Consider the following 13,111-nt stretch of genomic DNA (forward strand, 5'->3'; position numbering starts at 1 on the left):
GTTCCTTAAGCCAAATTTATAACAGAAGAACCAAAGCCTTCTGTGTCGGTTGTGTGCTGAAACCAGGCGAGCGTGCTGTGCAGCTGCACCACTTCCCCCACCACGATCAAGGCGGGCATAGGGGCGTCTTTCGCCAGGGTTGCAAGATCGTCAAGGGTGCCGATAGCAACGTGCTGATCGACGCGCGTACCGCTAGAAATAACGGCAACAGGTGTCTTCGCCTCGCGACCGTGCTGAATAAGTTGTTCGCTGATGTCCGCCGCCTTCATCGTGCCCATGTAAATCGCCAGCGTCTGACGGCTCTGGGCGAGGTGGGACCAGTCGAACGGCGTGCTGTCGGCCTTGTAGTGGCCGGTCACAAAGGTGACGCTCTGGGCGTAATCGCGGTGGGTCAGCGGAATACCGGCATAAGCCGTTACCGCAGAAGCCGCCGTGATGCCAGGAACCACCTGGAACGGCACCCCCGCTTCGGCTGCTGCCTGCAATTCTTCGCCGCCACGACCGAAAATGAAAGGATCGCCCCCTTTCAGACGAACCACAGTTTTGCCCGCTTTGGCGGCGTCAACCAGCATCTGGTTGGTGTCGTGCTGCGGAACAGAGTGCTCCCCTGCTCGTTTTCCAACGCAGATTTGCTCGGCATCGCGGCGAATCAGTTCGCGTATGCCGTCAGTAACCAGGTGATCGTAGAACACCACGTCCGCGTCCTGCAGCACCTGCAGGCCGCGCAGCGTCAGGAGCCCTGCATCGCCCGGCCCTGCGCCTACCAGAATGATCTCCCCGCCGGTGCTGCCGGGGTTATCCAGTTCGTCTTCAAGAATTTTCTGCGCCGCTGTCTCATTGCCGGCATGCATCAGGCTGGCAAAGCGGCCGCGAAAAACGCGTTCCCAGAAGCGACGACGTTCCGTCACGCTGGTCAGTCGGGTTTTCAGATGATTGCGCCAGTAGCTCGCTTTCTCTGCCATACGTCCGAGACTGGTTGGCAACAGCGCTTCGATTTTTTCCCGCAATACGCGCGCCAGGACCGGTGCGGTACCACCGGAGGAGATAGCGACCAGCAGCGGGGAGCGATCAACAATCGACGGGAAGATAAAGGAGCATAAAGGCTGATCGTCCACCACGTTCACCAGACGGTAACGCGCCTGAGCAGCATCTGAGATCCGTCGGTTCAGCTCGCGGTCTTCCGTCGCCGCAATCACCAGCACCACGCTGTCGATTTGTGATTCATCGAAATCCGCCCCTGCAACGACTCGCACCTGCGCCCCTGCGCGCTGCAGAAATACGATTTTGCGATCGGCAATCTCACCTGTGCCAACAACCAGCACCGGCTTATCTTTAATCGCAGCAAATAAGGGCAGATAGTCCACAGCAGCAACTCACTAACAACGAGGAATAAAGGGACTATAGGGGGCGGCTTAGACCGAATGAAATTACGAATTGGAATGAGTAGTTACTCAATGGAATAACGCCATGAAAAAGCAAATATCAAAAAGTGCTTAACACGCGAAATTTCGGGCATTTAAGAGCAATTCAAATTGTGTATGGACGATCACAGTTTCATACTAGGCGGGTTAAAATTTTGCTCTGTTTTTTAAGGACTCACTATGTTTTCCGCAACGCGCCACCGTATTGCTGCCCTGGCGCTCGGCGTTTGCTTCATCCTTCCGGCTCAGGCAAAAAATCAACCGTACGGTGAAATCGCGAATACGCAGGCGCGACATATTGCCACCGTATTTCCTGGCCGCATGACCGGTTCCCCCGCGGAAATGCTCTCCGCAGACTATATTCGTCAGCAGTTTGCCGACATGGGTTACCAGAGCGATATCCGCACGTTTCACAGCCGCTATATCTATACCTCACGCAATAAAACCAAAAACTGGCATAACGTGACAGGTAGTACGGTTATTGCGGCTCACGAAGGTAGCGCGGATGAGCAGATCATTATTATGGCGCACCTCGATACCTACGCCCCAATGAGCGACACCGATACTGATAACAATCTCGGTGGTCTGACGCTGCAGGGTATGGATGATAACGCCGCAGGTCTGGGCGTGATGCTCGAACTGGCAGAACGAATGAAGGATATACCGACTAAATACGGGATTCGTTTCGTTGCCACCAGTGGTGAAGAAGAAGGCAAACTCGGCGCTGAGAATCTCCTGAAGCGCATGAGCGCCAAAGAGAAGAAAAATACCCTGCTGGTGATCAACCTCGATAACCTGATCGTCGGCGATAAGCTCTATTTCAACAGCGGACAAAGTACGCCGGGTACCGTGCGAAAATTGACGCGCGACCGGGCACTGGCGATTGCCCGCAGCCATGGGGTCTATGCCACCAGTAACCCAGGCGGCAATCCTGATTATCCGCGAGGAACAGGCTGCTGTAACGATGGTGAGGTGTTCGATAAAGCGGGTATTCCGGTGCTGTATGTGGAAGCAACTAACTGGGCACTGGGGAAGAAAGATGGCTATCAGCAGCGGGCTAAATCGAAAGCCTTCCCGGACGGGATTAGCTGGCATAACGTGATGCTGGATAATCAGCAACACATTGATAGCGCACTGCCGCAGCGGATTGAACACCGCAGTCGTGATGTAGTGAAGGTGATGCTGCCGCTGGTGAAGGAGCTGGCGAAATCTAATAAGGCCTAGTGCGCCCTGATGCCCTCACCCCGACCCTCTCCCACAGGGAGAGGGAGGAAATGGGATCACCCTTCGTGCAGTCCGCACTCGCGCTTGAGGCCAAAGAATCGCGTCTCTTCTTCTGCCATTCCCGGTTCCCATTTACGCGTGGTGTGGGTATCCCCCACCGACAGGTAACCCTGATCCCACAGCGGATGGTATTTCAACCCGTGCTTTTGCAGGTACTGATACACCGTCCGGTTATCCCAGTCGATGATCGGCAGCACTTTGAACACCCCGCGCTGAACCGCCAGCACGGGTAGCGTGGCGCGACTGCCGGACTGCTCGCGGCGTAGCCCTGCAAACCAGGTCTGTGCATTAAGCTCCTTCAGCGCCCGGTTCATCGGCTCAACTTTGTTGATCTCATTGTATTTCTCAATGCCCTCAACGCCCTGCTCCCAGAGTTTACCGTAGCGCGCCTCCTGCCAGGCCGCGCTTTCCGTCGCGCGGTAAACTTTCAGGTTCAGCTTGAGCTTGTCCGTCAGCTCGTCAATAAACTGGTAGGTTTCCGGGAACAGGTAGCCGGTATCGGTGAGGATCACCGGAATGTCCGGACGAATTTGATTCACCAAATGCAAACTGACCGCCGCCTGAATACCAAAGCTCGACGAAAGCACATAGTCACCCGGCAGGTTTTCCAGCGCCCATGCTACACGCCCTTCGGCGTCCAGCTTTTCCAGGTGGGCGTTGGTTTCTGCGAGCGCCAGAATGCGTTCGACTTTTGGCAGATCGTTCAGGGCGTTTAGATCGAGTACGGACATAATCACCTCGCGTTGTTACTCCCAGAAATCCCGGGCCGGGTCGAGCACCGGGCGAATGATGCCCGCACGCACCGTAAAGTCGCCGAAGCCTTCACCCGCTTCACGCTCTTTCGCCCAGCGCCCAACCAGTTCGTCGACCGAATCGAGGATCTCCGATTCAGTAATGTTTTCACGGTACATCCGTGGGATACGCGTACCGATGCGGTTGCCGCCCAGATGCAGGTTGTAACGGCCTGGCGCTTTACCGACCAGCCCCATCTCTGCCAGCATAGCGCGGCCGCAGCCGTTCGGGCAGCCGGTAATGCGCATAACAATATGCTCGTCAGGAATACCGTGTTTTTCCAGAATCGCTTCAACTTTGTCAGTGAATGACGGCAGGAAACGCTCCGCTTCAGCCATTGCCAGCGGACAGGTCGGGAATGACACGCAGGCCATCGAGTTTTCGCGCTGCGGTTTCACCGCATTCATCAACCCATGATCGCGCGCCAGTTTCTCGATCTTCGCCTTCTGATTTTCAGGCACACCAGCAATGATCAGGTTCTGGTTGGCGGTAATGCGGAACTCACCCTTGTGGACCTTCGCAATTTCCAGCAAACCGGTTTTCAGCGGACGCCCCGGATAATCCAGAATACGGCCGTTTTCGATAAACAGCGTCAGGTGCCATTTATTGTCGATGCCTTTTACCCAGCCAATGCGATCGCCGCGACCGGTGAATTCGTAAGGGCGGATCGGCTCAAATTTAATGCCGGCGCGACGTTCTACTTCTTCTTTAAACGTCTCAACGCCCACGCGCTCCAGGGTGTATTTGGTTTTCGCGTTTTTACGGTCTGTACGGTTACCCCAGTCGCGCTGGGTGGTTACCACCGCTTCCGCCACGGCCAGCGTATGCTCAAGCGGCAGGAAGCCGAACTCGCTGGCGGTACGGGCGTAGGTTTTCTTGTTGCCGTGTTCGATGGACAGGCCGCCGCCCACCAGCAGGTTAAAGCCCACCAGCTTGCCGTTTTCAGCAATCGCTACGAAGTTCATGTCGTTGGCGTGCAGATCGATATCGTTCTGCGGCGGGATCACTACCGTGGTTTTGAACTTACGCGGCAGATAGGTCTGGCCAAGGATCGGTTCTTCGTCGGTGGTGGCAACTTTTTCCTGATCGAGCCAGATCTCCGCATAAGCGCGCGTGCGCGGCAGCAGATGCTCAGAGATCTTCTTCGCCCACTCATAGGCTTCGGCGTGCAGCTCGGACTCATACGGGTTCGAGGTGCAGAGCACGTTACGGTTCATGTCGTTGGCGGTCGCCAGCGCGTCCAGCCCAACCGAGTGCAGCATCTGGTGTACCGGCTTCACGTTCCTCTTCAGAATGCCGTGGAACTGGAAGGTCTGACGGTTAGTCAGGCGGATGCTGCCATAAATCGTGTTTTCACCGGCAAACTTGTCGATCGCCTGCCACTGTTTGGTGGTGATCACCCCACCCGGCAGGCGGCAGCGCAGCAGCATCGCGTGACGCGGCTCCAGCTTCTGTTCAGCACGCTCGGCGCGGATATCGCGATCGTCCTGCTGGTACATACCGTGGAAACGGATCAGCAGGAAGTTGTCGCCTTTGAAACCGCCGGTGAGACCGTCATTCAGATCTTCAGCAATGGTGCCGCGCAGGTAGTTGCTTTCCAGCTTCATGCGCTCGGCGTCTGTCAGTTTACCTTCGACCACCAGTGGCCCTGGATGTTTTTCGCTCATTAGTAGACATCTCGCTGATAACGGCGCTCAACGCGCAGCTCACTTAAATATTCATCTGCCGTTTCGGCATCCATACCACCGAATTTGGCAATCACTTCCAGCAACGCCTGCTCAACGTCTTTCGCCATGCGATTAGCGTCGCCGCAGACATAAATGTGGGCACCGTCATTGATCCAGCGCCACAGCTCTGCGCCCTGTTCGCGCAGTTTGTCTTGTACGTATACTTTTTCTTTCTGGTCACGAGACCAGGCCAGATCGATGCGGGTCAGTACGCCTTCTTTAACATAGCGCTGCCACTCAACCTGGTAGAGGAAATCTTCCGTAAAGTGCGGGTTGCCGAAGAAGAGCCAGTTTTTACCCGGCGCTTCATCTGCCGCGCGCTGCTGCATGAAGGCGCGGAACGGCGCAATGCCGGTGCCTGGGCCAATCATGATGACCGGGGTTTCCGGGTTCGCAGGCAGGCGGAAGTTGTCGTTGTGCTCGATAAAGACGCGCACTTCGCCCTCTTCTTCCACGCGATCCGCCAGGAAACTTGATGCCCCACCCGCGCGGGCGCGGCCTTCGATGTCGTAGCGCACCACGCCGACGGTAACATGCACTTCACTCTCCACTTCGGCCTGCGAAGAGGCGATGGAGTACAGACGCGGGGTCAGCGGACGCAGAAGGCCGATCAGCGCATCGGCATCCAGCTGAGCCGGAGAGAAACGCACCATATCGACAATTGGCGTTGACGCCGCGTAATGCTGCAGCTTCGCCTTATCACCCACGAATGGCAGCAGCGATTCGCTGCGGGTTAAGGTAGCGTAATTTTCTACAATATTCGGGGTATTCACCGTCAGTTCGAAATGCCACTGCAGCGCTTCAGAGAGCGGCTGCGTTTTGCCTTCCACAGTGACAGGCTCATCCCCTTTCAGCCACAGCAGTTCGACCAGCTCTTTTACCAGCGCTGGATCGTTCTGATACCAGATCCCCAGCGCATCGCCCGGCTGGTAACGCAGGCCTGAGTCACCGAGATCGATTTCGATATGGCGCACGTCTTTTTCAGAATCACGGCCGGTAATTTTCTGGTTAACCGACAGGCTCGCGGCCAGCGGAGCCTCTTTAGTGTAAGGGCTGGTATGGATGTCGTTGACAGCACCCGTCGCGGTAAACGCGGCCTGTGCCTGCGTCTCTTTCGGGACGCGCGCTTTCAGCACCTCAACGATGCGGGCACGCCATTCAGCAGCGGCGGTCTGGTATTCCACGTCGGCGTCAACGCGATCCAGCAAACGCTCTGCGCCCAGTTCAGCCAGTTTGCTGTCGAAATCTTTACCAGACTGGCAGAAGAATTCATAAGAGGTATCGCCCAGGCCAAACACCGCAAAAGCCGTGCCGTCCAGTTTTGGCGCTTTTTTCGAGAACAGGAACTTATGCAGCGCCACCGCTTCTTCAGCAGGCTCACCTTCCCCCTGCGTTGAGGCGACAACCACCAGCAGTTTTTCTGACGCGATCTGTTTAAATTTATAATCCCCGGCGTTGACCAGGTTCACGTTCAGTCTGGCAGCCAGCAGGTCGTCACGCAGCGCTTCAGCCACACGGCGGGCATTGCCCGTCTGCGAGGCGGAAATCAACGTAATGGCCGGAATTTCTACGGCTTTTGCCGGAGCGGCAGCCACAGCGCCCGGTTGCTGATTGAGCATTCCCCAGAAATAACCGGAGACCCAGGCAAGCTGAGTGGACGAAAAATCAGAGGTGGCAGCCTGAAGGCGCGCCAGCTGCTCCGGGTTCAGGGGAAGCAAATTTGAAGGTGGGGCCTGTGTCGTCATGCGTCGTTATGTTCCAGTAGCCAAGCGGACTTTAAGCGAATAAATCCAAACTGAAGATAAGGTTAACGGTGAGGATACTAACAATTAAAGAAGGGATGGAAATAATAAATAACCAAATGGACTAACCTGTTTTAGTTATCATGCTTAACGATAAAACAGATTAATTAACTGATTGAAATATCACAACAAAGATAACAAAAAATGGCCACTTCCTGCGGTCCAGGCTTCAGAGCCGTTTTAGTTAATGCTAAAAATTGTGCTTTCCGGTACTATGCGGCGGTTTTTTCCGCATTACTGAGAGCGATCATGTCCACCACACTGTTTAAAGATTTCACCTTCGAAGCCGCCCACCACCTTCCTCATGTTCCTGAAGGACATAAATGTGGCCGTCTGCACGGGCACTCGTTTATGGTGCGTCTTGAGATCACCGGTGAAGTCGATCCGCATACCGGTTGGATCATGGATTTTGCCGAGCTGAAAGCGGCATTTAAGCCAACTTACGATCGTCTGGATCACTATTACCTGAATGATATTCCGGGCCTTGAAAACCCGACCAGCGAAGTGCTGGCAAAATGGATCTGGGCTCAGATGAAACCGCTGGTACCGCTGCTGAGCGCAGTGATGATTAAAGAGACCTGCACCGCCGGCTGCGTCTATCGCGGCGAGTAAAAAAAGCCCGGTTAAACCGGGCTTTTTTTCAGGCAATATTCAGGTACTTGTGCGTCTGCATCGACAGACGCCAGTTACGCGCGATACAGGTTTCAATGCACAGGCGCGTCGCATCCTCTTTCTGGCTGATAGGCTGCAGGGCAATGACCCGCTGCTTTTCATCCGAGAGGGTTGCCAGCAGTTCATCCAGTGCTTCAATATCACGCACGCGTCCTACCGGGTGCTTTATCTCATCTGCACGTTCCAGCGCCTGAGACAGGACATCGTATCCGCCGCGCATATTCACTTTGGGTGATACCGTCACCCACGTGGTGTGGGAACAACGCACTTCATGGGTACCGCTGGTTTCAATCTGGCAGCTGTAACCGTTCTTTTCGAGCAGCTCGGTTAGCGGCGTCAGATCGTGGATGCAGGGTTCACCCCCGGTGATCACCACATGGCGCGCCGTCCAGCCCTGACGACCAATAATGGCCAGCAGATCTTCTGAACTGCCCGCGCCCCACTTATCGCTCTCTTTGGTTTTCGCCAGAATGCTAAACAGCGACACTTCCCGATCTGCGAGCTTATCCCACGTATGTTTGGTATCACACCAGGCACAGCCAACCGGGCATCCCTGTAAACGAATGAAAATAGCGGGAACGCCGGTAAAGTAACCCTCGCCTTGCAGGGTCTGGAACATCTCGTTAATCGGGTACTGCATAGTCATCTCAGTAAAGGGGATAAACGATAATTATCGCAGATCCCCGCCAGATGGTCATGCTCGATCGGTGCTTTGCGCGCCAATCGCTGCCATAAACCGTTCAGTGATCTGCTGTGGACGGGTGATTGCCCCACCAACGACCACCATATGCGCTCCCAGTGCCAGGCATCTGGCCGCGCGCTCAGGGGTATCGACGTTGCCTTCGGCAACCACCGGAACCGTGACGGCAGCCAGCACATCCTTCAGGAATGCGCAGTCATTATCAGGTAAAGCATGACCCGCAGTTTCCGCCGTATAGCCGTAAAGCGTGGTTCCAACACAATCAAAGCCCAGTTCCTGCGCGGTTTCGGCTTCTTCTACGCTGGATATATCCGCCATCAGCACTATCCCGGGGTAACGTTTACGGATGTGGCTGACCAGCGTTGACAGTGATTCACCGCCAGGACGCTCGCGCGCAGTCGCATCAAGTGCAATGATTTCCGGAGAGACGCTCATCAGCTCATCCACTTCTTTCATTGTCGCAGTGATAAACACCGCGCTACCAGGATAATCCCGTTTGATGATGCCGATAACGGGTAAAGAAACCTCCTGTTTAATGGCCGCAATATCCACCACGCTGTTGGCGCGGATGGCAGCAGCCCCGCCCTGAAACGCTGCCCGCGCCATCCGTGACATAATAAACGGGCTATTCAGAGGTTCATTTTCCAGCGCCTGACAAGAGACGACCAGTTTTCCTTTCAGGTTATCCAGTACAGTTTTCATTACGATAAGATCTCTTCAACTTCGTTTTTGATAATCGTGACATGCGGGCCATAAATGACCTGAACACCGTTACCGCGCACAATGACGCCGCGTGCACCGGTGGCTTTCAATGCTGCTTCATTCACTTTGCTGCCGTCTTTCACCGTGACACGAAGGCGCGTGGCGCAGCAGTCCACCTCGTCCAGATTGTCTTTTCCACCCAGCCCGGCGATTACCGCTGCAGCGCGCTCGCTTTGCGGCAGACTGACCTCATCCGCCACCGCCTCTTTTTCACGACCCGGCGTGGCAAAATCAAAGCGGTTAATCAGGTAGCGGAAGGTGAAGTAGTAAAGGAAGAACCACGGCACGCCGACCAGCGGAACGAACATCCAGTGGGTTTTAGCCTCGCCCTGAAGAATGCCAAACAGCACGAAGTCGATAAAACCGCCGGAGAAGGTTTGCCCGATGGTGATATGCAGCATGTGTGCGAGCATGAACGCCAGCCCGTCAAACAGCGCATGAATGACGTAAAGCACCGGCGCAATAAACAGGAAGGAGAACTCGATAGGCTCGGTAATCCCGGTCAGGAACGAGGTTAATGCCGCAGAGAGCAGCAGCCCGGCGACGCGTTTTTTGTTCTCGGGTTTTGCCGTGTGGTACATCGCGAGACATGCACCGAGCAGGCCAAACATCATCGTAATGAAGCGCCCGGACATAAAGCGCGACGTCCCTTCGTAAAACTGACGCGTCGTAGGATCGGCCAGTTGCGCGAAGAAGATCCGCTGTGTGCCTTCGACCAGGTGACCGTTGACGATCTCACTCCCGCCGAGCGCGGTAGTCCAGAAAGGAAGATAGAAGATGTGATGTAAACCGAATGGGCCGAGCATACGCAAAATAAATCCATAGAGCATTGTGCCCAGATAACCCGTCGCATCCACCAGCCCACCCAGACCAAAGATCAGTTTCTGGAAATGCGGCCAGACGACGGTCATGACGGCCCCGACGAGTATTGCTGCCAGCGAGCTGATAATGGGGACAAAACGTGAACCGCCAAAGAAGCCCAGAAATTGCGGAAGCGCAATTTTATTAAACCGGTGATGGAGAGCGCAGGTCACGAGACCGATCACCACGCCACCAAACACACCGGTTTCCAGGGTCTGGATCCCCAGCGTCATGCCCTGCCCCACAGCGCCAGGATTATCATGTGCCAGTTTTCCGGTGAGGATCAGCAGCGCGTTAATGGTGGCATTCATCACCAGAAAAGCGAGCAACGCCGCCAGCCCTGCCGTGCCCTTATCGTTTTTTGCCAGCCCGACAGCCACCCCAACAGCAAACAGCACCGAGAGGTTCGCAAACACAATTGAACCCGCACTGCTCATGATAGTGAAGATGGCCTGAAGCCAGCTCACATCCAAAAACGGATATGCCGCGAGGGTATTTGGATTCGATAACGCGCCACCTATCCCCAGCAGCAGACCTGCTGCTGGCAATACGGCGATAGGTAACATAAAGGATTTGCCAAAGCGCTGCGCTTTTTCAAACCATCCCCCAGAAGAAGCCCCGCTGAACATTTGCATCATTTTTTCATCCTCTCATTTAATGATGAGAATTTTTACCACAAAAATATCAATACATGAAAATTACCATCAAAAACCAGGAGGATGATCATACTTTTTCAAAATGACTGGCATCTTTCCCCTGCTTTCCGCCACACTAGTCGCAGAGAAACGCATTAAGGATCTAGCATGTCAGACCATGAAAACCTGCTGCTGAAGCTACGCCAGGAGGCTTCCGGGTACAGCCCAACGCAACAAAAACTTGGCGAGTTTGTCCTCAACGATCCTACCCGGGTGCTCTACCTGACGATCACTGAACTGGCGCGCGAAAGTCGCACCAGCGAGGCCAGCGTCACGCGTCTTTGCCGCACGCTGGGCTGCAAGGGATATAACGAATTTAAAATGGCGCTTGCGCTGGATATTCAGCAGGGCCAGCCCGCGCGACAGACCGGAGATGAAATTGATAACGTTGTTGATGAGTCAGTACAGGCTTTGCAGGATACTGCCAGACTCCTTGACCGGGCGTTGCTTGAAAAGGCGGCGCTAGCGCTGCACCAGGCGCAATCCGTACAAATTTATGGCGTTGCTGCCAGCGCGATCCTCGGTGAGTACCTGCATTACAAGCTGTTGCGGCTGGGCAAACCCGCACAGCTGTTTAGTGATATGCACCGCGCAGCCATGAATGCGACGACCCTTTCGAAGGAGACCCTGGTCGTGGCCATCTCCAGTTCGGGTTCCACGCGGGATTTACTCCACGTGGTGAAACTTGCACGCAAGCGCGGCGTCAAGGTGTTAGCCCTCAGCAATACCCCCCGTAGCCCGCTGGCTTCCCTGAGCGATATTCAGCTGGTTGCCGCCAAGCCCGAAGGGCCGCTTAGCGCTGGCGCACTCAATGCTAAAGTTGGCGTCATGCTGCTGGTCGAGCTGCTGACCACTTCCATGATTGCGCTGGATGGCCATTATGGCGACGTTAGCCAACAAACGGCCAGCGCTACGCTCCCTCTGTTACTCTAAAAATAGTTCGCAGGCTAAATAAAACGGCCTGCGGTTTTTGGTATTCAGTTTCACTTAAATCATTTACCGGACAAATGAATGGTGTAACAAAGTATTTTGCTTATTACATTTTGAATAACTATTAATAGTAAGATTGAGCTTATAAAAGATATTTAAAATCATTAACTTAAAATATTCTTTTTTATAATTTGAATTTTTTACCTTTCCACAATGTCGAATACATCCACCTGATTTCCTTTTCTTAAAATAAGCTTAAGAAGCCTTCATTTTCGGCGTTTTATTATTTAAATGCCGTTTACTTTTGTGCGCCTACAATCCGCCTCATCAACCATAATGAGACGGTATTAATGAAGATGTTATTGATTACAGGCGTAACAGGATTTCTGGGCGGTGCAGTACTCGAAAAAATACTGACCAATGATAAACCCGTAAAACTCCTTTTGCTCGCGCGTGCCAGCGATCCGCAAGGTGGGCTGGAGCGTGTGCAAGAGAACATGCGCAAATTCAATGTGCCTGAGAATAAACTGGCTTCTCTGAGCGTAGATAATATCCTCATTGGTGACCTCAGCCAGCCGGAAGCATTTCTGGACGATCCTCGCCTGGACCAGGTCACGCACGTCGTTAACTGTGCAGCTGTTGCGTCTTTTGGTAATAATCCGCTGATCTGGAAGGTCAATGTCGAGGGCACGCTGGCGCTGGCGCGTCGCATGGAACGGGTGACGGCCTTACAGCGTTTCCTGCACGTAGGCACGGCAATGTCATGCACGCCGGAACAGGATTCCCTGGTCGCTGAAAGCGCTGAATTCAGAGAAAATGCTGAACACCTGGTGGAATACACGTTTTCGAAGTCAACTATCGAACAGCTGATGCGCCAGGAGTGCCCGAACCTGCCGTTGCTCATCGCTCGCCCGTCCATCGTCGTCGGCCATACTCGTCACGGCTGCACGCCGTCGAGCAGCATTTTCTGGGTCTTTAGCATGGGCCTGATGCTGCAGAAGTTTATGTGCTCAATGGAAGACAGAATCGACGTTGTTCCGGTGGATTATTGCGCCGATGCGTTGTTAATGCTGCTCACCAGCAACGCTCGTCCTGGGGAAGTGGTACATATTTCTGCTGGGGAAGAGAACAGCGTTCGCTTTGCGGATATCGATCAGGCCATGGCGCAGGCGCTGGAGAAAGCCCCTGTTGGCGATCGGTATGCTCAGGTCAGCTACGAAACGCTGGTTAGAATGCGCCGCGAATTGAAAAATATTTTTGGTCCATGCAACGAACGTCTGATGCTAAAAGCAATGCGTTTATACGGTGCGTTTGCCACGCTTAACGTGCGCTTCAGCAACGATAAGCTGTTGAGCATGGGGATGCCGAAGCCACCCCGCTTTACGGATTATATCGCCCGCTGCGTACAGACGACTCAGGGGCTAACAATCCCCGAACAGATGGCAGTCGATTTTAAATAGCCAAA

General features: G+C 54.3%; 11 protein-coding genes. 4 read left to right on the forward strand and 7 right to left on the reverse strand.

From position 1 onward, the window contains the following. Window positions 1-5 precede the first annotated feature (5 nt). Window positions 6-1,355 (reverse strand): siroheme synthase CysG, encoded by a 1,350-nt coding sequence (cysG, locus tag ACJ9Y9_RS18720; protein ID WP_161788400.1) that lies wholly within the window; start codon window positions 1,353-1,355, stop codon window positions 6-8. Between the two features lie 246 nt (window positions 1,356-1,601). Here cysG and ACJ9Y9_RS18725 point away from each other — a divergent pair, with 246 nt between their 5' ends. Beyond that, window positions 1,602-2,645: an aminopeptidase gene (locus ACJ9Y9_RS18725; protein WP_028016869.1), complete on the forward strand. Its 1,044-nt coding sequence runs from the start codon at window positions 1,602-1,604 to the stop codon at window positions 2,643-2,645. Between the two features lie 56 nt (window positions 2,646-2,701). Here ACJ9Y9_RS18725 and cysH read toward each other — a convergent pair whose 3' ends face one another. The 3 genes from cysH to cysJ are packed head-to-tail and all read right to left on the reverse strand — an operon-like array spanning window position 2,702 to window position 6,969. Further along, window positions 2,702-3,436 (reverse strand): phosphoadenosine phosphosulfate reductase, encoded by a 735-nt coding sequence (gene cysH, locus ACJ9Y9_RS18730; protein ID WP_023308999.1) that lies wholly within the window; start codon window positions 3,434-3,436, stop codon window positions 2,702-2,704. Between the two features lie 15 nt (window positions 3,437-3,451). Beyond that, window positions 3,452-5,164: an assimilatory sulfite reductase (NADPH) hemoprotein subunit gene (gene cysI, locus ACJ9Y9_RS18735; RefSeq protein ID WP_028016870.1), complete on the reverse strand. Its 1,713-nt coding sequence runs from the start codon at window positions 5,162-5,164 to the stop codon at window positions 3,452-3,454. Then, window positions 5,164-6,969, reverse strand: coding sequence for an NADPH-dependent assimilatory sulfite reductase flavoprotein subunit (gene cysJ, locus ACJ9Y9_RS18740; protein ID WP_028016871.1), 1,806 nt, complete (start codon window positions 6,967-6,969; stop codon window positions 5,164-5,166). Before cysJ ends, cysI begins: the two co-directional genes overlap by 1 nt. 303 nt (window positions 6,970-7,272) lie before the next feature. On the opposite strand from cysJ, the gene queD reads away from it, so the two are divergent. Beyond that, window positions 7,273-7,638 carry a 6-carboxytetrahydropterin synthase QueD gene (gene queD, locus ACJ9Y9_RS18745; RefSeq protein ID WP_195757728.1) on the forward strand — a complete coding sequence of 122 codons (366 nt, stop codon included), beginning with the start codon at window positions 7,273-7,275 and terminating at the stop codon, window positions 7,636-7,638. A 28-nt stretch (window positions 7,639-7,666) separates the two neighbouring features. On the opposite strand, the gene queE is transcribed toward queD, so the two are convergent. From queE to ACJ9Y9_RS18760, 3 genes are read right to left on the reverse strand one after another with little or no spacing between them, the layout of a single operon-like run. After that, window positions 7,667-8,338: a 7-carboxy-7-deazaguanine synthase QueE gene (queE, locus tag ACJ9Y9_RS18750; RefSeq protein ID WP_028016873.1), complete on the reverse strand. Its 672-nt coding sequence runs from the start codon at window positions 8,336-8,338 to the stop codon at window positions 7,667-7,669. 54 nt (window positions 8,339-8,392) lie between these two features. Then, window positions 8,393-9,100 (reverse strand): N-acetylmannosamine-6-phosphate 2-epimerase, encoded by a 708-nt coding sequence (locus ACJ9Y9_RS18755; RefSeq protein ID WP_028016874.1) that lies wholly within the window; start codon window positions 9,098-9,100, stop codon window positions 8,393-8,395. Continuing rightward, on the reverse strand, window positions 9,100-10,659 hold the full coding sequence (locus ACJ9Y9_RS18760; RefSeq protein WP_028016875.1) for a maltose/glucose-specific PTS transporter subunit IIC: 1,560 nt from the start codon (window positions 10,657-10,659) through the stop codon (window positions 9,100-9,102). Before ACJ9Y9_RS18760 ends, ACJ9Y9_RS18755 begins: the two co-directional genes overlap by 1 nt. Window positions 10,660-10,824: 165 nt before the next feature. On the opposite strand from ACJ9Y9_RS18760, the gene ACJ9Y9_RS18765 reads away from it, so the two are divergent. Both ACJ9Y9_RS18765 and ACJ9Y9_RS18770 read left to right on the forward strand, forming a co-directional pair. Further along, window positions 10,825-11,649 carry a MurR/RpiR family transcriptional regulator gene (locus ACJ9Y9_RS18765; protein WP_028016876.1) on the forward strand — a complete coding sequence of 275 codons (825 nt, stop codon included), beginning with the start codon at window positions 10,825-10,827 and terminating at the stop codon, window positions 11,647-11,649. 347 nt (window positions 11,650-11,996) lie between these two features. Then, entirely contained in the window at window positions 11,997-13,106 is a 1,110-nt protein-coding gene (locus tag ACJ9Y9_RS18770; protein ID WP_028016877.1) for an SDR family oxidoreductase, read from the forward strand. Window positions 13,107-13,111: the final 5 nt, after the last annotated feature.

Source organism: Enterobacter sp. CPE_E1241, assembly GCF_045618265.1.
Lineage (GTDB): Bacteria > Pseudomonadota > Gammaproteobacteria > Enterobacterales > Enterobacteriaceae > Enterobacter > Enterobacter adelaidei.

What these genes read in the sequence shown, in the direction of transcription:
- ACJ9Y9_RS18725 (WP_028016869.1), top strand. Translation starts at nt 1,602, where the DNA reads ATGTTTTCCGCAACGCGCCACCGTATTGCTGCCCTGGCGCTCGGCGTT.
- cysH (WP_023308999.1), bottom strand. Translation starts at nt 3,436, where the DNA reads ATGTCCGTACTCGATCTAAACGCCCTGAACGATCTGCCAAAAGTCGAA.
- cysI (WP_028016870.1), bottom strand. Translation starts at nt 5,164, where the DNA reads ATGAGCGAAAAACATCCAGGGCCACTGGTGGTCGAAGGTAAACTGACA.
- cysJ (WP_028016871.1), bottom strand. Translation starts at nt 6,969, where the DNA reads ATGACGACACAGGCCCCACCTTCAAATTTGCTTCCCCTGAACCCGGAG.
- queE (WP_028016873.1), bottom strand. Translation starts at nt 8,338, where the DNA reads ATGCAGTACCCGATTAACGAGATGTTCCAGACCCTGCAAGGCGAGGGT.
- ACJ9Y9_RS18755 (WP_028016874.1), bottom strand. Translation starts at nt 9,100, where the DNA reads ATGAAAACTGTACTGGATAACCTGAAAGGAAAACTGGTCGTCTCTTGT.
- ACJ9Y9_RS18760 (WP_028016875.1), bottom strand. Translation starts at nt 10,659, where the DNA reads ATGATGCAAATGTTCAGCGGGGCTTCTTCTGGGGGATGGTTTGAAAAA.
- ACJ9Y9_RS18765 (WP_028016876.1), top strand. Translation starts at nt 10,825, where the DNA reads ATGTCAGACCATGAAAACCTGCTGCTGAAGCTACGCCAGGAGGCTTCC.
- ACJ9Y9_RS18770 (WP_028016877.1), top strand. Translation starts at nt 11,997, where the DNA reads ATGAAGATGTTATTGATTACAGGCGTAACAGGATTTCTGGGCGGTGCA.